Here is a 23,128-nt window from a genome sequence, read left to right on the forward strand (position 1 = left end):
TAGTGGAAGCCCTTGTATGAAATTAGCCAGCCGTGTTTTTCTGGCCACGATATTAATCTCCAGCCTCACCGCTTGCTCAAGCTTCCGCTTTCCCGGTGTTTATAAAGTCGGTATCCAGCAGGGGCACATCATCACCCAAGAGATGGTGGAGCAACTGAAACTGGGCATGTCCAAGCGGCAAGTACGCTTTGTGCTCGGCAATACATTACTCCCCGACAGCTTCAATGATGATCGCTGGGATTACCCTTATAGTGTGCGTCGCGGGTCGCAGGGTGACATTACCCAATACCTTTACACCGTGTATTTTGAAAATGACAAGTTGGTAAAGACGGAAGGTAACTATCTGCCTGGTAAGGCGCCCTTGTCAGGCGATAAATCTGAAAAATACCTGGATGACATGAACCGCGATGTGCCAGTTCCCACTGAAGACAGCACCCCGCCAAAAGTGCCAGATCCAGAAGAAATTGAGTAAAAAAAGCAGCCCCAATCCGATTAAACAAAACGCCCGGCTTTCCGGGCGTTTTGTTTATGGGGTAACAGAAATCATTTAATTGGCAAAGCAAATACGATCACGCCCTTCAGCTTTAGCGCGGTATAAAGCAGCATCAGCTTCTTGTAACAACTGCTCAGCACGCTCCACACCAGGCCGATAAGCGGCAATACCTGCGCTGAGTGTCACATTAAAACTGCGCTGATCCACCGTGAAAGTAATATCTCGCATGCGCTGACGCACATCATCCATCAACGCTTGCGCCTCTTCGCGACTGCAACGCGGCAGCACAGCGACAAACTCTTCGCCCCCATAGCGTCCCACGGCATCGGTTTTGCGCAGCCGTTGACGCAGCAGATGGGCAACTGCCTTAATCACTTTGTCGCCAGCCGGGTGGCCGTAAGTATCATTAACCCGTTTGAAATGGTCGAGATCAAGCATGACTACACTTAGGCTTTCGCCCCCACGTGCCGCCCGATTCAATTCTGCATCCACTTGATCCTTAATACGCGAATGTTTGAGCAACCCTGTCAGACTATCTCGATCCAGCGCATCGCTTAATTGACGACTGCGCGCTGCGCGCACTGACACGGCGGTAATCAGTTCGCGATCCCCCAGGGGCTTACTTAAAAAGTCATCGCCCGCCCGGCCCATTGCCATCGCGCGTTTTTCTTCATCTTGCTCCGATGAAAGATAGGTAATAGGAACGCGCAGCCAGTCCTGATTAAGGCGAATAACCTGTGCCAATTCGATGCCGTTGCAACCGGGCATATTGATGTCGAGCAAAATTAACTCGGGGTGAAAATCCTGTAGCACTTCAAAAATATCGCGCGGGTTATTACTGACTTCGGCGCGAATATCGGCTGAACTCAGCACCAACTTATAATGCTCCGCCAGCGCCAAATCATCATCGATAATAAGCACCCGATGCGGTGTACTGCGATGCCGATCAAGATAGTATTCAAAACACTCGACTAAGCGAATGATATCCAACGGTTTCACAAAATAACCCACTGCCCCTGCGCGCACAGCGGCATGATAGGCATCAAAATCCGTGCGTGTAGATACAAAAATAACCGGAATGGGGGCTGGTAAATGGGACTGTAAATTAGCAACTGCAGCGGGGGTTTCACGCCCCTCTTCGGTAAACATAATATCGCAAATCATGAAATCAGGCGGCTGTCGCAATACCTCTACTTCCGCCGCCGCGACAGTGGAGAAATGCACAACTTGATGACCGAAGTGTCGCAGCGTCATGCAGACCTCCGCCGCTACATCCGGGTCGTCTTCCAATACATAGATCAGGGTGTTGGTTTTGAGTGGCGCACTTTGCGATACCAAGGGAATTTTTTTTGCGCTATCGCTTTGCGCCTGCCCATCCAGCGCCGCAACCGCAACCGCAAAAACACGCAACATGCCCATATCCAACTGCTTGGCCGAGAGCCATGTCTGTGCTTGCAACTCCAGTTTTTTCGCTTGCTTACCCAAGTCTGCAAAACCAAAACTGCCCGCAGAGCCTGCTAACTTATGCAGTTTCTGGCTTAGTTGATCCAGTGCACCACGCTGTAATTCAGGATCGCTCAATTTATTGACTAAATCGCGTAGCGACTCAATCTCTGCAGGCAAACGCGCCGCATAGTCGTCACGCAGAGCCTGCAGTTTTCGCGTAATTTCAGCATTTTTATCCATGGGCAACCGGTGTTGGGGGCAGAAGGAAATTCTTATTATAGTGCGCGCACGCATTACTGACACCTGCACCGCCATTATTCTCGGCAAGGGGTTTAACCTGAATAATAGGAATGAATTGAGGGTTTAGCCAATCTTACGGCATAACAACATAGCCCCATCAGCGCACCGAACAATTTATTCCGCTTTCATTCCGCTGGCTAAAAAAACCCTGACTATACTCATCAGAGCACATCAATATTCCCCCTTTTGTCTTCATCTATTGGATCGACATGCTCAAACGAATTGCAGTTAAAGACATTCAGCTCGGCATGTTCATTTGTGAATTTTGCGGTTCATGGATGGAGCACCCGTTTTGGAAAACCAAATTTCTGTTAACCGATGAAAAAGACCTGCGCGATATACAAGCCAGCGGAATTAAAGAACTGTGGATCGATGTAGAGAAAGGCGCTGATTTGACCGCTGCGATTAAGGGGAAAACTGAAGAGGAAGTCGCGCGGGAAACTGAAGCTGTGTTAATGGAGGCGGAAAGTGCGCCGAGTAAAGAAAGAACTGCACTTGAAGATGAAATAGCGACAGCTGCCAAGCTCTGTGCCAAAGCCAAAGAGGCCGTTATTGCCATGTTCAGCGATGCACGTATGGGCAAGGCGATTCAAATCGAGCAGGCGCGGGAGTTGGTGGAAGACATTTCTAGTTCTGTCTTGCGCCAGCCCCATGCATTGATCAGTTTAGCGCGGCTGAAAACTGCTGATGAATATACCTACATGCACTCGGTGGCGGTCTGCGCGCTAATGATTGCCCTTGCGCGCCAATTGAACCTTACCGAAGACATGGTGCACGAAGCCGGATTTGCCGGCTTATTACACGATATCGGCAAGGTCGGCATCCCCCTCAAGGTACTCAATAAACCCGGCAAACTGACCGATAGTGAATTTGCCATCGTCAAATCCCACCCCGATGTGGGCGCCAAAATTTTAATTGAAAGCTATAAAGTCAGTCCTTTGGTGCTCGATGTCTGCCTGCATCACCACGAAAAAGTCGATGGCACCGGTTATCCCCACGGGCTCAAGGGCGACACTATTAGCCTGTTTGCCAAAATGGGAGCAGTTTGTGATGTCTATGACGCGATCACCTCCAACCGCCCCTACAAGAAAGGCTGGGCGCCAGCGGATTCGATTCGCAAAATGGCCGAGTGGAGTAAAGGCCATTTTGATGAGGCAGTATTTCAGGCATTTGTTAAAACCGTAGGCATCTACCCAACGGGTTCACTGGTGCGGCTGGAGAGTGGACGGTTGGCTGTGGTAGTGGAGCAGCACGAAAGCTCTTTGCTCAGCCCCAGAGTGAAGGTGTTTTTTTCAGCCAAAACCAAAATGCCAATTATTCAAGAAACGTTGGATTTGGCGACGCTAGTAGGAAAAGAGAAAATTATCGGGCGCGAATCGCCCGATGACTGGGGTTTTAAAAATCTCGATATGCTCTGGTCAGGTATTGGCTAGCCCGATTTATTGCTTTGCCCAAATATCCAGCAACTCCTGCGCCAGCGTCATAGGATCAAATGGTTTGGCGATGACACCGACGGCGCCTAAATTGAGATAGCCCTCCACCTCTTGCGGCTGCACCTTGGCAGTCATAAATACGACTGGCGTGTCTGCCAGCTCAGGAAAAGCACGCAAGCCTTTGAGCGTTTCCGGACCATCCATGCCCGGCATCATCACATCGAGTAATATCAAATCCGGCTTAAACGGCACGGCTTTTTGCAGCGCTTCACTGCCGCAACTACACGACTCCAAAGTGAATCCGTGAATACTATCCAATACCATCACCGCGATAGCCTGAATATCCGGATCGTCCTCAACGTATAAAATACGGTTCAACTCGTGTGCCATTATTAATCACCTATAAAGGAACGAATGATGCGCAACTGCGCAGGGATTACTGTAAAAAAATCGGTTGATCAATCACCGGAAAGCAGGCAAAAAACGTCGCGCCCCGCCCCGGTTCTGACTCAAAACCAATACTGCCGTGCATGCGCTCGACAAACGCTTTACTGATGGCCAACCCCAAACCGGTACCGCCGCGCTGACGTGAATCAGACGCGTCCGCTTGGGCGAACTTCTGGAAAATATGCGCGCGAAATGCGTCGCTAATACCTGGACCATAATCGACTACGGCAATCATCACCTGCTCACCTTGCCGCGATAATTGCACTTCAACTCGCCCTCCAGCCGACGAAAATTTAACCGCATTGGAAATAAAATTGGCCAGCACCTGCTGCAAGCGCTGCGCATCGACACACACCCACAGATTGCCACCCTCATTTTGCAACACCAGCGCGACATCAAAAGTAGCGGCATAGGCTTTGTTACTCTCCAGCGATGCCTCCAAAATCGGCAGGAGCGCCTGCTCCTGCATATCAAACACCATTTCCCCCGCGAGAATTTTCTCCATATCCAGCAAGTCGTTAATTAATAGTGTCAGGCGCTGAGCGTTTTTGTAGGCAATATCTAACATACTTTTCATTTTGGCCGGTAAATCGCCAAGTCTGCCGCTGTTCATCAATCCCAGCGAGCCGGAAATGGAGGTGAGCGGGGTACGCAGTTCATGGCTAACGACCGATACAAATTCATTTTTCATCTGCTCGATCCGTTTGCGCTCGGTAATATCTTGAATGAAGGACCAAATTTTCTGCTCCCCATCCGGACTGTCGATCAATACTCCGTTCAACAACACTGGGATCATGCGACCATCGCGGTGCCGATATTGTTTCTCATAGGGACCATATCGGCCACTTTGATGAAGGCTTTCAATCTGTTCAAGTTCCTGAGCTTGATATTCTGCAGGGGTTAAATCCCAATAATTTAGAGCAATTAATTCAGCCTGGCTGTAGCCAACCAATCTGCACAACTCCGGGTTACATTCCAGAAAGCGGCCATCACTCAGGGCATTCAATGCAATACCCAGAGGCGCCTGTGCATAGAGTGAAGATAGTTTTTGCTCATTAAGCTGAATCGCTTTATTGGCTAACTCTGTTTCGGTCACATCCCACAAAAAACCATCAATGTATTTTAAGTCACCGTTTTCCGCATAGATTCCTCGCCCAAACTCCCGCACCCAACGCCAATGGCCATCGGTATGGGACAAACGAAATAAGAGTTCAAATGTTTCGTTCTCGCGAAGCGCTGCATGAACTTTTTCAGCGATCCAAGGCACATCATCAGGATGAGTCAAATCGGTAAAACTACGCGGCGAATCCGGGCGCAGGAATTCGTCAGCAGGGTAGCCCGTCAAGTGCATCACGGCGGGGCTCAAATACAGCATCGTCCAGCGCGGATCGTTTTCGCAGCGATATACCGCACCGGGGAAATTGCTGATCATGGTCTGCAAACGAAGTTCACTTTCCTGCAGTTGAATGCGCGAATTGTGCAGCTCAGTGATGTCGCCATGAGTACCCGCCATCCACAAGGGGGCACCTGCCGAGGTAAAGCTAATCACCCGGCCGCGCGCAAACACCGTTACCCAATGCCCGAGCTTGTGCCGCATGCGGAATTGGTTTTCGTAAAATTCCAATTCACCGCTAAAGTGTTGCTCCAATAGTGCCCAGGATACTTTTGCATCCTCTGGATGAGTGAGCGACAGCCAGGTATCGATAGAGACTGGTGCAAGTTCAGCGAGGCTATAGCCGAGTATTTCCGCCCAGCGTTCATTAAAAATAGTTTCACCGGTCTGCACGTTCCAACGCCAGGTGCCCAAGTTAGCGCCCTTGAGTACGTCGTCGAGCAATTCACGTTCCTGTGCGAGGGCACTATTCGCCTCGCGCAGTTCTAGCAACTGAATAATTTGCCGCGCTAATATTTTCAGCGTCGATAATTGCATAGCGCTTAGCTGACGAGGGATACGATCAACCACACAGAGTGTACCCAGCGCATAACCTGCATCGGTAATCAAGGGTGCGCCCGCATAAAAACGAATGTAAGGTTCCCCCGTAACTAATGGGTTATCGTTAAAACGGGAGTCGAGCAAAGCATCTTCAACCACCAATACGTCATCTGGTGTGAGTATGGCGTGTGCACAAAAAGCGAGGTCGCGCGCGGTTTCTGTTCCGTCCAAACCAAGACAACTTTTAAACCACTGACGCTCACGATCAACCAGCGAGACAACCGCAATCGGAACTTCGCACAAGGTCATGGCCAAATGGGCTATATCATCAAAACTTTGTTCGCGTTGAGTATCTAAAATTCCCAAACGATATAAGTGTGCGAGCCGTTCATCTTCATCAATTGGATTAGCTGCTTTCATTGCACCGGCCCTCGCGACACACCCGGCACCTCTGCCAATACCTGCCTAACCATAGTATTTAATTGACTGCTTATTATTGGCTTCTGTAACCAGAAAACATCATCGCATTCGGTCAGCGAGGACAAATTTGTTTTACTCTGTTCGATAGCATCCACCACCATAATAATCGGTATTTTTTTCTTGCCCTTGAGCTGATGGGATTCCCGCTCGCGAATATGCTTCACTATAGAAAGGCCATCCATGCTCTGCAATTGCGGGTCGAGCGTAATTAAATCATAGTCACGCAATTGCAAATGCTCCAAAGCCGACTGCTCAGTCGTTACGCAATCCACCTCGTATTCTTGTGCGGGCAAAGCGCTAAGCATTGCGTTTTCCTTTTCAGTTGCATCGGCAATAAGCAACACATGTGGTTTTAGTTTTTGTGGTTCGACGCGAGAGGCTGGAACTTTGGGTGTGGAATCTTCACAGGGCAAATCAAAATAGAAGCTTGCCCCCTCACCCGGCACTGAATTCACCCCGACATTGCCGCCCATACGCTCAATAATTTCTTTACAGATAGCCAGCCCCAAACCCGTACCGCCTTTTTGACGCGAGTCCGATGAATCAGCTTGAGAAAATTTCTGAAACAACCGCGCGCGGAAGTCGTCCGGCACGCCCGGGCCTTTATCAGTTACCAGCACTCGTACATAACCAAAATGCGATTCAATATGAATTGTTACCACCTCATTCAACGGCGAAAACTTCGCCGCGTTAGACAAATAATTCGCCAGCACTTGCAATAATCGCTGATCATCCACTGACACTTCCACGTCATCAGCAGGTGCGATTAGTTCGTAGGTCACACCATATTGCTGCGCGAAGGCGGCATTGGCTTCGAGCGCTTGCTGCAGCAAAGGCAATAGCTTTTGGGGCTGCAGCTCAAAATGCATTTTTCCAGCAACTAACTTTTCCATGTCGAGTAAATCGTTAACTAAATAAATCAGCCGCTGGGCATTGTTGTGTGCAATCTGAATCATGCGTACCGATGATTCAGGCAGACTACCGGCAAACCCGCCGACTAAAATCCCTAACGCACCACTGATTGCGGTAAGCGGTGTGCGCAGCTCATGACTGACAGTGGAAATAAATTCCGATTTCATTTGGTCGATACGTTTTATTTCACTGATATCACGCGCTATCCCCAAATAACCGGTGAGCTCGCCTTCAGCATCGCGTAGTGCTGACACGGTGAGCAGTGCTGGAAACTGACTGCCATCCTTGCGCACATAGTGCCATTCATTTTCATCAATACCACCTTCGCGAGCCTTGGCAATAAATGCCTCAAACCCGGGTTTTACCTCATAACCCAGTTCACGCGTTAGCTGTTGCGCACGAGTGGTAACTTCTTCTGGCAAATGGATCAGCGCGGGCGTTTGTTTATCGATCAGCTCTTCGGCGCTGTACCCTAACATCACCTCTGCGCCGTGGTTGAAGGTTTTGATCATGCCATCTTTGTCGGTTGAAATAATCGACACGCTGGCCGCATCAAGAATGGCTTTGCGCAGTGCATTAGTTTCTTTAAGTTGCTGCTCAGTTTGTTTCAGCGCGGTGATATCCGATACATAGCCATTCCACAACACGCTGCCGTCATCCAATTTTTCCGGCATGGACTCTATATGAGTCCAGATCATGCCGCGCTGGGGATTATTGACGCGCACCGTCGCCACCCAGGGTGTGAGGTGGGCGGCCGAGTAGGAAACACTTTCACCCACCCAACCGGCATCGTCTGGATGAATAACCGCAAATATTTTATCGGCACTGCGCGCAGCATCTTCCTGGCTAACATCGTAGATATTTTTAATGCCCGGGCTGGCGTAGGGAAAAAACGAACTACCATTTGGACGCAGTTGAAACTGATACAAAAACCCCGGCAGACGCTCGCTGAGTTTTTGGAAGCGCTGCAGAATAATTTTTTTCTCGGCATCTTGCTGCCAGCGCTCCACTACGGAGCTGATCCAGCGCGCCAAGAGGCGGACAAAATCCCGGTCGAGCGAATCGTATTGGTGATGTCGGCTTTTCCGCGAATTAAAACTCAGCGTGCCGTAAATTTCTCCCCCTATCCACAGCGGAACGCCAATGTAGCTTTCTATCTGGCTAAGTAAATACGCGGGGTGCTGGCGATATTGACTGGCGGGAATATTATCTTCCGCCACTACCTCTAGGCGCTTTAGTGTGAGGCTGCAATAGGTTTTGCCCAGCGGACTGGCGCTGGGCGCAGCATGCTGGCCCTGAGCGGAAAACTGCACGTGAACTTTGTATTCTTCATCGTTGATCTGACTGATGATGCCGTTGCTCAAGCCGAGATAGCGCGCGCCCAAAGAGAGCGCACGGTGCAATTGATCATCTGGATCGACCGCCGAGAGCGAGGCGATTTCATTGAGCGAGTGCAGTGCTGCCTGTTGGCGAATACTGATTAGCTCAGTATTTTTGCGCTCGGTGATATCGGTATACACCCCCACCATCAACGCAGCCTTACCCTCTGCAGTCCACTCCACCACCTTGCCGCGAGTAAGAATCCACTTGTAGCTACCATCGTGAATTTTGAGCCGGTATTCGTTTTCGTACATGAGGGTTTCGCCTTTGATATGGCGAATAATATCGCTGTAGCTGGTGCGCTTATCGGCGGGGTGGACACGGCTCATCCACTCATCCAGGTCGAGTGAGTTGGGTGACTCTGGGCCTATGCCGCAGAGTTGACGCCATTCAGGGGAAAAACTGGCTTTATCGTGGGCTATATCCCATTCCCAAAAACCGGAATCACTGGAGCGCAGTGCCAGCGCTAACCGCTGCAGAGCCTGCTCACTCACCGCATGCTCTTCACGCATTTGCTCGCTATGCTGTTCGATCAGGCTGCGCAAATAGGAGCGGTACAAGCGAATAAATACCAGTAATAACAACTGCGCACACACCAGAGCAGTCAGCCACTTGGCAATTACCCGTTGGCGAATCGATACATAATCTTTATAGACCGAGGTTATATCGGTCCATACCAGCATCGCCAAGCTTGACTCCGGCAGAGGCAAATCCCACTGTTGCAACGGCCACCATGAGGCTATGTAGGTCTTACCTTCGGTATGCAGCAATTGCCCCTGTTGGTTGATTGGCACCAACCCCTGTTTCCACCAGGCATGCAGCTGTGGATCAGTTGTATTCTCCAGCCGCCAGTCATCCACGGTAGTTGGATTTTGCTGATTGAGCTGTTGGCGAGTCTGCTCCCAAAGTATTTGTTCGACTGCCGTTTTGCGTAAAAACACCGCCATCTGTATAGGCGCAGCATGCTCATCCGCTTTTTGTGGCAGCGTTGACATACCCACCTCTAGCACCGCAATGACTCCACCAGTCTGGTCGGCGTTGGCGGTGATAGGCAACAGAGCGCGATAGCCGCTCCCCTGACGGGCGACATCGATTCCCCAAGTCGGAACACCGGAACTAAAAGCATTGGCGAGCAGCGGGCGCAAACCACTAAGGCTATCGCCATAGCGATCCGGGCGGTGCATACGCAAAAAATTAACCACGCCGGGGGAAAAATACACGCTTAAATAGCGCCCCCCCAGCACTTCCATTCCGCCCCAATAGTCTTGTAATTGCGCCTGCAACGCCTGTCGCTGCACTCGCAGTTGTTCAGCGCCACCCGCGCCATTCTCTGCACTAAAGACCTTATGTGCCGCGCGCACTTTATCTAGCACCGCTTGATCGCGACCGATCAATTGCGCCAACAACATAGCCTGCTGCGTCAGGTCGCGCGCGGTAGTATCAAGCTCGCTTTTTTGGGTCTGGGTATTCCAGCTCAGGCGCTCATGCCACACCTGCTGGTGCACTTTTAAATCAGCGCACATAAACAACACAAATACACCCGTCAACGCCAAGGCGGAAAACCAAGGCAGCCAGCGGTAAAGGTGTTTGTATTTCAGCGACATGCGGTCTCTCGGGCGTGTTGTTTAGCGCTTGCCAGCAACCAGCAAAAACGCACTATTACCCCAGTGTAGTGCAAATTTTTACCGGGGCAGGCTCACATTGCGGCTCATCATCATTGAACCGCAACGCCAAACACTACCAAGAGAGACGAGAAAGAGGATTAAACTATTGCTGAACGTCGGTTGAGGTGCCACTCGATGCCTGACTCGCGATATCAGGTTTGGCGCTCTCGGTTTTTTCTGCCCGTTTGCGCCGCGCATCTTTGGGATCTGCCGCGAGAGGGCGATAAATTTCAACGCGATCACCGGCGTGCAGGATATGTTTATCGGCACTGTCCATACCTTTGGTACCGAGTGATTGGCCAAAAATCCCCATTTTGGCGCTGGCGATATCCAGATCGGGAAAGTGATCGGTAATTTTCGAGCGCTGCACGGCTGCGAGAGCGGTAGTGCCCGGCTCAACCAAGAGGGCGATAATTTTTTGTTTGTGTGGCAGTGCGTAAGCTACTTCCACCCGGATGAGATCAAAATCGGCCATGCTGTCTGTCCATCAAAAAGAGATCAAAAAATAAAATAGAAATTACTGATAAATCTGTTTGGCACGCGCACAGAGAGCATCGACCTGTTTGTTGCTCACCGTTTCAAATAATTTGCCCACCGCCATGCCCAGCAGACGGTTTTGCAACTCAAACTCCAGCTCGAAACTGACCTTGCATGCCTGTTCGCTCAACGCCGTAAAGCGCCACACGCCGCGCAGGTATTTAAACGGACCATCGACCAAATTCATACTCATGCTGTGCGGTGGCTGCAATTGGTTTCGTGTTACAAAACTCTGGTTTACACCCGCTTTACTCAACTCCAGCCGCGCCTCCAACCAGTCATCACCACGGGCGAGAATTTTCGCCCCGCTGCAGCCATCCATAAACTGCGGATAGGCTTCAATATCGTTGATCAAATTAAACATTTGCGCCGCCGAATAATTCACCAGCGCCGATCTCTCTACTCGATGAGCCACGTTTTACTCCACAAATACGCTACGCAATACCGGAAAAATTCCGTTGATCAAAATCACCAGTACCGCAATGGGGGAGATATAACGCAAAATGGGCCGCCAAATTTTTAACAGCAGTGGCGACTCAAATTTAAATTCATGCAGCAAGTGCTCATCGCGCAATTTCCAGCCCACAAAGAGAGCAATTAACACCCCTCCGAGCGGCAACATAATATTGGTGGCGATAAAATCCATACTGTCAAAATAGGATTTGCCCCACAGGAATTGTTTATCTGACCAGTCATTAAACGACCAGACCGAGCCCAGGCCCAACAACCAGGCAATAACCCCCAGCAGCAGGCTGGCACCTATGCGCGTCAGGCGAAAGCGTTCGTTGAGATAGGCCACACCCGGCTCCAACAGTGAGATCGTTGAGGTCCAGGCGGCGAGCATCATCATCACAAAAAATACCGCGCCGATCACCATGCCTGCAGTCATATTGCCAAACGCCACCGGCAGGGTCACAAACATTAACCCCGGGCCACTGCCCACCGAAAGGCCCGGCGTGGTAAATACCAGTGCAAAAATTGCCACTCCCGCCACTAGCGCGACCAACGTATCGAGCAGCGCCACCAACATCACCGTCTTCCCCACAGACTGGTTGCTCGGCATATAGGCGCCGTAAGCCATGATCGCGCCCATGCCCAAACTCAGGGTAAAAAACGAGTGCCCCATAGCGGTCAGCGCCGATTCCCAAGAGATATCCTCAATGTTGAAACTGAACATAAAGCGCAGTGAGGTCACAAACTCGCCCTCAACCATCGCGTAGCCGAGCAATATCAACAACAGTAAAAACAACAACGGCATCATCCAGCGCACCGAGGCCTCCAGCCCACGGGTCACGCCCAAGGCCAGAATAATCACTGTCATCAGGGTAAAAATGGTGTGCCATTGCAGCATCTTGCTGTTATCGGCCAACAGGCTATTAAACAGCGCTTGCGATGTTTCACCCGTCAGCCCGGCAAACTTGCCGCTCAATGCCGATTGCACATACTCCAGCGTCCAACCGGCGATAACGGTGTAGAACGATAAAATCACCAGCCCGGCGAGCGCGCCCATCCAGCCAATTACCGTCCAGCCTTTGCTCGCACCCGAGGTTTGGCACAACTCGGCGGTTGCCATAATCGGATTGGCGCGCGCGCGGCGACCCATTAAAATTTCCGCCATCATGATCGGAATCCCAATCACCGCGATCCACAGCAAATACATCAACACAAACGCACCACCGCCGTTCTCGCCGGTAATGTAGGGAAACTTCCAAATATTGCCCAAACCCACAGCAGAACCGGTCGCGGCCAGAATAAAACTGCCGCGCAATCCCCAAATAGTATGTTGCTTCAGTGGCTTCACGCGCTGCTCCTCTTTTGAGTCTCAATAGAGACGTAATTATTCTTAGCTAAGCACAGATCGCACCAAAAATAGCGCGCAACAATGACTTACAAAATGGCGTACATGATTGACAAAATGACGTTCGAGATTGAATTGTACCTAGATTGCCCCAAGGGTATAAGCCCATACACCATCCTACATCAAGACAGGGCGCGGACTTTGCCGATATAATGCCCGCCCGTTTGATGACACACCCTGAGTAGTTACCAGTTCATGGCCAAAAAAGCGCAAAAAAACCAAGGCAATACCATTGCCCTCAATAAAAAAGCCAAATTCGATTACGAATTACACGATCGTTTTGAAGCCGGCGTTGCTTTCCTCGGTTGGGAAATCAAAAGCATGCGCGCGGGCAAAGCCAATATCACCGATTGTTATGTGGTATTCAAAAACAATGAAGCCTGGCTGCAAGCCGCACAGATTCAGCCACTGGTAAGCGCCTCAACGCACTTTGTCACCGACCCCTTCCGCAACCGCAAATTGCTGCTCAACCGCCGCGAAATTAATCGCCTGCAAGAAGCAGTCAATCAAAAAGGTTACACAGTGGTGCCCACCGCGCTCTATTGGAAAGATCATTTGATCAAATTAGAGATCGCCATCGCCAAGGGTAAACAACTGCACGACAAACGCGAAACCGAAAAAGAACGCGACTGGGCGCGGGACAAACAACGCCTGTTTCAAACCGCAAGCAAGCGCGATTAATACTTCGCCTTTCTTATCGATAAAAAAATGCCGGTACTTTTCAGCACCGGCATTTTTTTATGCGGCAAAAAACTAACGAATTAGCCTTTTGCGCGCTCTTCCAAAATCGCAACTGCAGGCAATACTTTGCCTTCTACGAATTCAAGGAAGGCACCACCGCCGGTAGATACGTAAGAAATTTGATCGGCCAAATTCCACTTGTCGATTGCGGCCAATGTATCGCCACCACCGGCAACCGAGAAAGCTTCGCTCGCAGCGATTGCGCGGGAAATCACTTCAGTGCCCTGTGCAAACGCATCAAATTCAAACACGCCACATGGGCCGTTCCACAACACGGTTTTTGCGTTTTTGATGATCTCTGCAACACGCGCAGCCGTTTCCGGGCCGTAGTCGATAATTTCTTCGTCAGCCGCAATTTCACTTGGCTTTTTCACCGTCGCAACGGAATTGTGACTCCACTCTTTGAAACCTTCTTTGGTCACGCGCACATCGGTTGCGTAAACCACTTCAGTGGTTTTGCACAGGCGCTGCGCTTCGGGGATCAAATCTTTTTCGTACAGCGAGTTGCCTACTTCAAAACCGGCAGCCGCTACGAAAGTGTTGGAGATACCACCACCAACAACCAGAATGTCAGCGATTTTTGACAATGCATCTAACACGCTCAACTTGGTCGATACTTTTGAACCACCAACGATTGCCACTAATGGGCGCGCCGGGTTATCCAACACTTTTGCCAAGGCATCCAACTCACCTGCCAGCAATGGACCAGCGCAAGCGATAGGAGCAAATTTCGCAACACCGTGAGTCGATGCCTGCGCGCGGTGCGCGGTGCCGAATGCGTCCATTACAAACACATCACACAGCGCTGCCATTTTTTTACTCAGCTCATCAGAGTTTTTGCCTTCGCCAACATTAAAGCGTACGTTTTCCAGCAACACCAAATCGCCTTGATCAGAGAAGCCATCTACCCAATCTTTCACCAGCGGTACATTGCGACCCAATTTCTCGCTCAGGTATTTTGCAACCGGCGCAAGAGAAGCCGCCTCGTCATAAACACCCTCGTCCGGACGACCGAGATGAGACATCACCATTACTTTTGCACCGGCAGCCAGCGCCGCCTGAATGGTAGGAATAGATGCGTCGATACGCACAGCTGAGGTGATACGGCCATCTTCCAACGGCACGTTCAGATCTTGACGAATCAATACACGTTTGCCAGCGAGATCTTGATCTTTCATTAATTTTACAGTCATGCTTTTTACCTTTTCTGAAAGGGTTCCGAATAAAAACCAAATGCCTTTTTAAAACTAAATACTGGTTCAAAACCAAATGCTTTTCTAAAACTATATGCTTTTTAAAAATAGTTCTGCTGATGTTTATCGTGCACAGAGACACCGATAAAACAAAACACCCGACTCGCGCCGGGTGTTTTTATGTCTTGTAGAGAGACTTAGTCTTCCAACAACTCTTCAACTGTGTTGACGATGTTATCAACAGTGAAGCCGAAGTGTTCGAGCAGTGCGCCGCCGGGTGCTGACTCACCGAAGGTGGTCATGCCGATGATGCGGCCGTCGAAGCCTACGTATTTGTACCAGTAATCGGCGTGTGCAGTTTCTACTGCAACGCGCGCGGTAACATTGCTTGGCAATACGGATTCTTTGTAGGCTGCGTCTTGCTGATCAAACACAGAAGTAGAAGGCATAGATACAACGCGCACATTTTTGCCTTTTGCTTTCAGCGCTTCAGCGGCTTTCACAGTCACACCAACTTCTGAACCTGTGGCGATCAAAATTGCGTCTGGCTCGCCCACTGAATCAACCAATACATAACCACCTTTGGCGATGTCAGCGACTTGTGCTTCGCTACGCACGAAGAAATCCAGATTTTGACGGCTGAATACCAAGGCCGCAGGGCCATCTTTACGCTCAACCGCAGACTTCCACGCAACAACAGATTCGGTGCTGTCCGCCGGGCGCCAGGTTTCCAAGTTTGGAGTCAAACGCAGAGTGCCGAGCACTTCGATTGGTTGGTGAGTCGGGCCGTCTTCGCCTTGGCCGATTGAGTCATGGGTGTAAACAAACACGTTGCGCAATTTCATCAGCGCCGACATACGCACCGCGTTCGCCGCGTATTGTTGGAACATCAGGAAGGTTGCGCCGTAAGGAATGAAACCGCCGTGCGCCGATACACCGTTCATGATCGCGCTCATACCAAATTCGCGTACGCCGTAGTACACATAGTTACCGCTTGCATCGCCCGCTTCAACGCCTTTGGATTTTTTCACCAGCGTCAGGTTGGAACCAGCGAGGTCAGCGGAGCCGCCGAGAATTTCTGGCAACCACTCAACAAACGATGCGATGGTGTTTTGCGATGCTTTGCGGCTCGCAATTTTTTCGCCTTTAGCTTGAGTCTCAGCGATCAAGGCTTCTGCTTTTGCAGCGAAGTCTGCAGGCAAATCGCCTTTCACTACGCGGCGATCAAATTCAGCGGCGAGTTCTGGATACGCAGCTTGATAAGCGGCAAATTTTTCACCCCAGGATTTTTCTGCCGCAGCGCCTTTGGCTTTAGCATCCCAACCTTCGTAAACATCGGCTGGAACCACAAATGGCTCGTATTCCCAGTTAAGGGTTTTACGCACCAATGCCACTTCTTCCAGACCGAGTGGTGAGCCGTGGCAATCGTGTGATGCCTGCTTGTTTGGTGAACCGAAACCGATAATGGTTTTGGTGATGATCAGCGTCGGTCTGCTGGTTTCAGCGCGTGCGGTTTCGATGGCAGTTTTGATCTCTACTGCATCGTGACCATCAACTGAACGAATCACCTGCCAGCCGTAAGCTTCAAAGCGCTTGGCGGTGTCATCGGTAAACCAGCCTTCAACATGGCCGTCGATTGAAATGCCGTTGTCATCGTAGAAAGCAATCAGTTTGCCCAAGCCCAAGGTACCGGCCAATGAACAAGCTTCGTGCGAAACACCTTCCATCATGCAGCCATCGCCGAGGAAGCAGTAAGTGAAGTGGTCAACCAAATCATGGCCGTCGCGGTTGAATTGCGCCGCAAGAACTTTTTCTGCCAGCGCCATACCGACGGCGTTAGCGATACCCTGGCCTAATGGGCCAGTGGTGGTTTCAACACCTGGGGTGTAACCGCGCTCCGGGTGGCCGGGGGTGTTGGAATGCAATTGACGGAATTGCTGCAGGTCTTCCATTGAAACCGCATAGCCGCTCAGGTGCAGCAAGGAGTAAATCAGCATGGAGCCGTGGCCGTTAGACAATACAAAACGGTCGCGATCGGCCCAGTTGGGATTTTGTGGGCTGTGTTTTAAAAAGTCATTCCACAGAACTTCGGCGATATCCGCCATGCCCATAGGGGCGCCCGGGTGGCCTGAGTTAGCTTTTTGAACGGCGTCCATCGAGAGGACACGGATTGCATTGGCAAGATGTTGACGAGTTGGCATGAAACTCAAGGCTCCTTACGTATAAGTTGATTGCTGTTGTAGGTGGGCGCTTTCGCACCTGAACCGATTAAAGTCAGGGCGCCCTGGGGTTGCAAAGCACTAATGGGCAATTGCCACTTATTTACCGGCCTCTGATGGGCTTTTGTGTCGTTGGGTTCCAGCCGCCGTCGCTGGGAGTGAATACATTCACGATCACAATCAAATGCATCCACTGACAAAATGGGCAGGCATTTTCGCCCAGCAGGCGCTGGCCGTAAAGAAATAACCGTCTGAATCGCCAGATTTAGCGAGAATTGATCAATAAAGGTGGGTTACAGAGCGAAAAAACACCCATTCAGAACAAATCCTAACAAAAAAGCCTAAAACCTATATCAAAATATTTTGATATAGGTTTTTTTGGCTGCTAGACTGCACACCACTCATAGCCAATTGACTAAACAATGAACCAATCCCTGCAAGACCACTCCGATGCACTGCCAGTCCTGGCCGATATGGTCGAACTGGAGACTCCGCTCAGCCCACTGGCCAACCTGCTAAAAGCGGCTGGTGACCCGCTGCGCTTGGAGATATTGCGGGTGCTCAGCCAGGATTCGTTTGGTGTGCTGGAGCTGTGCCGCATCTTCAATGCCAAACAATCGGGCATGAGCCATCACCTGAAAGTGTTAACCAGTGCTGGCTTGTTGAGTTCACGCCGCGAAGCGAATTCGATTTTTTATCGCCGCGCCTATTTAGCGCCCGATCATGCACTCGCCGCACTACAGCAACAACTATTTGCGACGGTGGATACATTGCCGATTGCCGAGCACTTGCGCGAGCCGATCCGCGAATTGCAATTGGAGCGCAGCCAAGCCGCACAAGCATTTTTTAGCGAGAACGCGGATAAATTTCGCGCGCAGCAAGACTTGATTGCGAGTTATCCGGTGTACGCCGAGCAGATGACACAACTGCTCAACAACACAGCACTGCGCGATAAAAATCTTGCACTGGAAATCGGCCCGGGTGAAGGCGAATTTTTAGCAGTACTGGCGCAGCAATTTAATCATGTGATCGCACTCGATAACGCCGCCAATATGCTCGACAAAGCGCGCGCCTTTGCCAGCGAAAAAAGTCTGCGCAATATCGAATTTATTTTAAGCGATACCCAAAGCCTGCCCGAACATAAAGTATTGGCCGACTGTATTGTGGTGAATATGGTTTTGCACCACACCCCCTCACCCGCCGATATTTTTCAGGATTTAAGTAATGCCTTAGCGCCGGGCGGCGCTTTACTGATCTGCGATCTCTGCCGCCACGAACAAGCTTGGGCACGCGAAGCTTGCGGCGATTTATGGCAGGGCTTTGAACCGCAGGATTTTTCCCGCTGGGCGCAAGCAGCAAAACTGGATGAAGGTCAGAGTGTGTATTTCGCCTTGCGCAACGGTTTTCAAATTCAATTGCGACAATTTTTTAAACCAACGAATTTTTAAAACACAAATAGCCCCACCCTAACCCTCCCCCTTAAAAAGAGGGAGGGAATAAACACCACTCCGAATTAAGTAGGGAGTAAAGCCCCTCCCCTTTTTTAAGGGGGAGGTTGGGAGGGGGTAAATTTTTTAATTTTTACAAAGGAAAAAACCATGTCTGAATATTCCGTTTTTACGTCTGAATCCGTTTCTGAAGGCCATCCCGATAAACTTGCGGATCAAATTTCCGATGCCGTACTCGATGCGATTTTAAAAGATGACCCCAACGCGCGCGTTGCGGTAGAAACGCTGGTGAAAACCGGCATGGCGATTGTGGCCGGTGAAGTGCGCACCTCTACCTATGTCGATCTGGAAGATTTAATTCGTCAGGTGATTTTGGATATTGGTTACGACTCCAGCGATGTCGGTTTTGATGGCGCCAGCTGTGCGGTATTAAATGCTATTGGCAAACAATCCTCCGATATTGCCATGGGTGTAGATGAAGGCGATGAAAAAGATTTAGGCGCAGGCGACCAAGGTTTGATGTTTGGTTATGCCACCAATGAAACTGCTGTATTGATGCCCGCACCGATTTTTTATGCGCATCGCTTGGTAGAAAAACAAGCTGAACTGCGCAAAAACGGTGCGCTGCCTTGGTTGCGCCCCGACGCAAAAAGTCAGGTCACTTTGCGTTATGAAAATGGCAAACCGGTGGCAATCGATGCTGTGGTGCTTTCTACCCAACACAGCCCCAACGTTCATCAAAGTGAAATTCGCGAAGCCGTGCGCGAATTGATTATCAAAAATGTTCTGCCCGCTGAATGGCTGCACAAAGATACGCAATACCATATTAACCCCACCGGCCAATTTATTATCGGCGGCCCGGTTGGCGATTGTGGTTTAACCGGCCGTAAAATTATTGTAGACACCTACGGCGGCATGGCGCGTCACGGCGGCGGTGCGTTCTCGGGTAAAGATCCATCAAAAGTAGATCGCTCGGCTGCTTACGCTGGTCGCTATGTAGCAAAAAATATTGTGGCTGCAGGTTTGGCAGACAAGTGTGAAATCCAAGTAAGTTATGCGATTGGTGTCGCTGAGCCGACCTCGATTTCGATCAACACGTTTGGCACCGGAAAAATTTCTGACGATGCCATCATTAATTTGATCCGCGAGAATTTTGATTTACGCCCGCGCGGCCTGATTCAAATGCTGGATTTGAAACGCCCGATCTATCGCCAAACTGCGGCCTACGGTCACTTTGGTCGCGAGCTTCCCGATTTCACTTGGGAAAAAACTGATAAGGCCGATGCGTTGAAGAAAGCGCTTTAAAACAATTAATCGTAGGGGCGCTGCTTGCCGCGCCCTGCTCTTATGAAAAAGAGAAAAATGGGCGCAGCAAGCAGCGCCCCTACGCAATTTACATTTTTTGTAACTAAAAACAGGTTTCCGATTATGAGCTTCACCGATTACAAAGTTGCCGCACAAACCCCCGAAGCCTTTGCTAAAGATGCCAACTGGGGCCGTAAAGAAATTGAAATCGCCGAAGGTGAAATGCCGGCACTCATGGCACTGCGCCGCAAATATGCCGCGAGCAAACCATTGGCTGATGCAAAAATTATCGGCTGCATTCACATGACCATTCAAACTGCAGTGTTGATTGAAACACTGATCGACTTGGGTGCAGAAGTGCGTTGGTCATCGTGCAATATTTTCTCAACGCAAGATCACGCTGCTGCCGCTATCGCCGCTGCGGGCATTCCAGTGTTTGCCTGGAAAGGTGAGACCGAAGAAGAATTCTGGTGGTGTATTGAGCAAACCATCAATAAAGATGGCAAGCCTTGGGATGCCAACATGATTCTCGATGACGGCGGCGATGTAACCCAAATCGTGCACGAAAAATATCCACAGATGCTCGACAAAATTCACGGCATCTCTGAAGAGACCACCACCGGTGTCCACCGCTTGCTCGACATGTTGAAAAAAGGCCAATTAAAAGTGCCTGCCATCAACGTGAACGATGCAGTAACCAAAAGCAAAAATGATAACAAATACGGTTGCCGTCACAGCCTGAGCGATGCCATCAAGCGCGGTACTGACCATTTGTTAATGGGCAAAAAAGCCTTGGTTGTCGGCTACGGCGATGTAGGTAAAGGCTCTGCAGCATCATTGCGCCAAGAGGGTATGATTGTAAAAATTACCGAGATAGATCCAATCTGCGCCATGCAAGCCTGTATGGATGGTTTTGAAGTAGTGTCGCCTTACAACGACGGGATTAATACCGGTAAATATGAAGACATTAATCACGCCGTACTCAGCACAACTGATTTGTTAGTCACCACCACCGGCAACGTAAACGTGTGTGATTCCGCCATGTTACGCGCGTTAAAGAAAAGCGCCGTGGTGTGCAATATCGGCCACTTTGATAGCGAAATCGACACCGCGTTTATGCGCAAAAACTGGGAGTGGGAAGAAGTTAAACCCCAAGTACATAAAATTTATCGCGACAAGGCGACCAACGATCATTTGATTTTGTTGTCGGAAGGCCGTTTGGTGAATTTGGGCAACGCTACCGGTCACCCATCGCGCATTATGGATGGCTCCTTCGCAAACCAAGTATTGGCACAAATGTATTTGTACGAACGCAAATTTGCCGATTTGCCTGCGGAACAAAAAGCCGAGCATTTGTATGTGCGTGTACTGCCGAAAAAACTCGACGAAGAAGTCGCTAAAGATATGGTGGAAGGTTTTGGTGGTGTAATCACCAAACTCACTGCGCAACAAGCTGAATATATTGGTGTGGAAGCAGAAGGCCCATTTAAACCGGAATCTTATAAATATTAATTTTTGAATCGTAGGATGGGTGGAGCGCAAGCGATATCCATCTTATGTACGGCGGGTATAGTTTCACTTCGCCCACCCTACGCGAACAACGAGATAGATTATGAACGACTCACAACCGCGTTTAAGTTTTGAATTCTTTCCGCCTAAAACGCCGGAAGGAAAAGAAAAGCTAATCAAAGTACGCAACGAATTAAATCAGTTTGCGCCGGACTTTTTTTCCGTCACCTATGGTGCTGGCGGTTCAACTCGCGACAATACCAAAGGCATAGTCACCCAATTTAAAGCCGATGGCATCAGCATTGCGCCGCATCTGTCTTTTGGCGGTGACGATGAAGGCACCATCAAAACCTTAATTCAGGAATATAAAGACGCGGGTGTAGATCGCATAGTCGCCCTGCGCGGCGATATGCCTTCCGGTGTAGGCGGCTCGTATCAATTGGTGTACGCCAATGAATTGGTGGCGTTTATCCGCAAACATTTTGGCGAGCATTTTCATTTGGAAGTAGCGGCCTATCCGGAAATTCATCCGCAAGCCAAAAGCTACAGCGATGACATTCGCTATTTGAAAGGTAAATTTGATGCGGGCGCCAACAGCGCAATCACGCAGTACTTTTTCAATCCGGATTCGTATTTTTATTTTGTAGATCAATGCCAAAAAGCGGGCATCACCCAACCGATTTACCCCGGCATTATGCCCATCATTAACTACAAAAATTTAACGCGCTTTTCCGATGCCTGCGGCGCTGAAATTCCGCGCTGGTTGCGCAAAGCGTTGGAAAATTACGGCGACGATGAAGCCAGCTTAAAAGCCTTCGGCGTAGAGTTGGTGACAGAGTTGTGTGAAGTCATGCTGGAAAATGAAGCGCCCGGCTTGCATTTTTACACCATGAACCAAACCGAACCGACCGCGCAGATTGTGAAAAATTTGGGGTTGATTCCGAACGAATAATTTTCTCACCGTAGGGGGCGCTGCTTGCCGCGCCCTGCTCTTATTAAAAATAAAAGAATGGGCGCAGCAAGCAGCGCCCCTACGGTGAAAATTTAATTAATTATCGTTTAACGCCTGCTGCTGCAATTCATTCAACTGGGCAATTCCCTTCTTAGCCAAACTCAGCATCGCGGCAAACTCAGCTTCGGTAAATGGCTCAGCTTCGGCAGTGCCTTGAATTTCGATAATGCCGCCGTCATTGCCCATCACCACATTCATATCGGTATCGGCAGAAGAGTCCTCGGGATAATCCAAATCCAATACCGGAACACCTTGATAAATGCCCACCGAGATAGACGCAATCGCGCGTTTGAGTGGCTCGCCCGTCACCTTGCCTTGTGCTTTCAAAAAACTAATCGCATCAGCCAGCGCGACCCATGCGCCGGTGATAGATGCAGTGCGGGTGCCGCCATCGGCCTGAATAACGTCACAATCAATATGTATGGTGTTTTCGCCTAAAGCGGTTAAATCCACCGCAGCGCGTAGTGAGCGGCCAATCAAACGTTGGATTTCTACCGTGCGCCCCTGCTGTTTACCGCGCGCGGCCTCGCGATCCATACGGGTGCCAGTGGAGCGCGGCAACATGCCGTATTCAGCAGTGAGCCAACCCTGCCCTTGGCCACGTAAAAAAGGCGGAACGGAATTAACCACACTCGCGGTGCAGATAACTTTGGTATCGCCAAACTCTATCAACACCGAACCTTCGGCGTGTTTGGTATAGCGACGGGTGATACGAATAGGGCGTAATTGATCGGGATTGCGACCGCTGGGACGTTGCATAAAAGGATTCCTTACTGCTGGAAATGGATCTGCGGGAAGGTGTGATACCATCCCGCATC

Annotated in this window: 17 protein-coding genes; 7 read left to right on the forward strand and 10 right to left on the reverse strand. The window is 50.1% G+C overall.

The features are described from left to right. The first annotated feature begins 16 nt into the window (after positions 1 to 16). Complete coding sequence (locus tag AC2CG4_RS07240) at positions 17 to 472, forward strand: outer membrane protein assembly factor BamE (RefSeq protein WP_484485606.1); 456 nt, start codon at positions 17 to 19, stop codon at positions 470 to 472. 75 nt (positions 473 to 547) lie between these two features. Here the strand turns inward: AC2CG4_RS07240 and AC2CG4_RS07245 are convergent, their stop codons facing one another. Next, the gene (locus tag AC2CG4_RS07245) at positions 548 to 2,179 is read right to left on the reverse strand and encodes a diguanylate cyclase (protein ID WP_484485607.1); all 1,632 of its coding nucleotides are present in this window, start codon (positions 2,177 to 2,179) and stop codon (positions 548 to 550) included. Positions 2,180 to 2,448: 269 nt separating this feature from the next. On the opposite strand from AC2CG4_RS07245, the gene AC2CG4_RS07250 reads away from it, so the two are divergent. Next, positions 2,449 to 3,672, forward strand: coding sequence for an HD-GYP domain-containing protein (locus AC2CG4_RS07250; RefSeq protein WP_484485608.1), 1,224 nt, complete (start codon positions 2,449 to 2,451; stop codon positions 3,670 to 3,672). 6 nt (positions 3,673 to 3,678) lie between these two features. Here AC2CG4_RS07250 and AC2CG4_RS07255 read toward each other — a convergent pair whose 3' ends face one another. From AC2CG4_RS07255 to AC2CG4_RS07280, 6 genes are all read right to left on the reverse strand, one after another. Next, positions 3,679 to 4,062: a response regulator gene (locus AC2CG4_RS07255; RefSeq protein WP_484485609.1), complete on the reverse strand. Its 384-nt coding sequence runs from the start codon at positions 4,060 to 4,062 to the stop codon at positions 3,679 to 3,681. A gap of 46 nt (positions 4,063 to 4,108) precedes the next feature. Then, complete coding sequence (locus tag AC2CG4_RS07260) at positions 4,109 to 6,472, reverse strand: PAS domain-containing protein (RefSeq protein ID WP_484485610.1); 2,364 nt, start codon at positions 6,470 to 6,472, stop codon at positions 4,109 to 4,111. Then, positions 6,469 to 10,428 (reverse strand): PAS domain S-box protein, encoded by a 3,960-nt coding sequence (locus tag AC2CG4_RS07265; RefSeq protein WP_484485611.1) that lies wholly within the window; start codon positions 10,426 to 10,428, stop codon positions 6,469 to 6,471. The genes AC2CG4_RS07260 and AC2CG4_RS07265 overlap by 4 nt, the downstream gene beginning before the upstream one ends. 163 nt (positions 10,429 to 10,591) lie before the next feature. Then, positions 10,592 to 10,963: an RnfH family protein gene (locus AC2CG4_RS07270; RefSeq protein WP_484485612.1), complete on the reverse strand. Its 372-nt coding sequence runs from the start codon at positions 10,961 to 10,963 to the stop codon at positions 10,592 to 10,594. Positions 10,964 to 11,005: 42 nt separating this feature from the next. Beyond that, positions 11,006 to 11,440 (reverse strand): type II toxin-antitoxin system RatA family toxin, encoded by a 435-nt coding sequence (locus AC2CG4_RS07275; protein ID WP_484485613.1) that lies wholly within the window; start codon positions 11,438 to 11,440, stop codon positions 11,006 to 11,008. A 3-nt stretch (positions 11,441 to 11,443) separates the two neighbouring features. Then, the gene (locus AC2CG4_RS07280; RefSeq protein ID WP_484485614.1) at positions 11,444 to 12,826 is read right to left on the reverse strand and encodes a sodium-dependent transporter; all 1,383 of its coding nucleotides are present in this window, start codon (positions 12,824 to 12,826) and stop codon (positions 11,444 to 11,446) included. 252 nt (positions 12,827 to 13,078) lie between these two features. On the opposite strand from AC2CG4_RS07280, the gene smpB reads away from it, so the two are divergent. After that, on the forward strand, positions 13,079 to 13,564 hold the full coding sequence (smpB, locus tag AC2CG4_RS07285; RefSeq protein WP_484485615.1) for an SsrA-binding protein SmpB: 486 nt from the start codon (positions 13,079 to 13,081) through the stop codon (positions 13,562 to 13,564). 80 nt (positions 13,565 to 13,644) lie between these two features. Here smpB and AC2CG4_RS07290 read toward each other — a convergent pair whose 3' ends face one another. Further along, on the reverse strand, positions 13,645 to 14,817 hold the full coding sequence (locus AC2CG4_RS07290; protein ID WP_484485616.1) for a phosphoglycerate kinase: 1,173 nt from the start codon (positions 14,815 to 14,817) through the stop codon (positions 13,645 to 13,647). A gap of 197 nt (positions 14,818 to 15,014) precedes the next feature. After that, positions 15,015 to 17,018 carry a transketolase gene (gene tkt, locus AC2CG4_RS07295; RefSeq protein WP_484485617.1) on the reverse strand — a complete coding sequence of 668 codons (2,004 nt, stop codon included), beginning with the start codon at positions 17,016 to 17,018 and terminating at the stop codon, positions 15,015 to 15,017. Positions 17,019 to 17,458: 440 nt separating this feature from the next. On the opposite strand from tkt, the gene AC2CG4_RS07300 reads away from it, so the two are divergent. From AC2CG4_RS07300 to metF, 4 genes are all read left to right on the forward strand, one after another. Further along, the gene (locus AC2CG4_RS07300) at positions 17,459 to 18,484 is read left to right on the forward strand and encodes a metalloregulator ArsR/SmtB family transcription factor (protein WP_484485618.1); all 1,026 of its coding nucleotides are present in this window, start codon (positions 17,459 to 17,461) and stop codon (positions 18,482 to 18,484) included. 150 nt (positions 18,485 to 18,634) lie between these two features. Continuing rightward, a complete protein-coding gene (metK, locus tag AC2CG4_RS07305) occupies positions 18,635 to 19,789 on the forward strand; it encodes a methionine adenosyltransferase (protein WP_484485619.1) in 1,155 nt (384 codons plus the stop codon). Positions 19,790 to 19,912: 123 nt separating this feature from the next. Beyond that, a complete protein-coding gene (gene ahcY / locus AC2CG4_RS07310) occupies positions 19,913 to 21,301 on the forward strand; it encodes an adenosylhomocysteinase (RefSeq protein WP_484485620.1) in 1,389 nt (462 codons plus the stop codon). Between the two features lie 100 nt (positions 21,302 to 21,401). Then, positions 21,402 to 22,250, forward strand: coding sequence for a methylenetetrahydrofolate reductase [NAD(P)H] (gene metF, locus AC2CG4_RS07315; protein ID WP_484485621.1), 849 nt, complete (start codon positions 21,402 to 21,404; stop codon positions 22,248 to 22,250). Between the two features lie 96 nt (positions 22,251 to 22,346). Here the strand turns inward: metF and rph are convergent, their stop codons facing one another. Then, the gene (rph, locus tag AC2CG4_RS07320; RefSeq protein ID WP_484485622.1) at positions 22,347 to 23,069 is read right to left on the reverse strand and encodes a ribonuclease PH; all 723 of its coding nucleotides are present in this window, start codon (positions 23,067 to 23,069) and stop codon (positions 22,347 to 22,349) included. Positions 23,070 to 23,128: the final 59 nt, after the last annotated feature.

This window comes from Cellvibrio sp. ATLC23, from assembly GCF_057196725.1.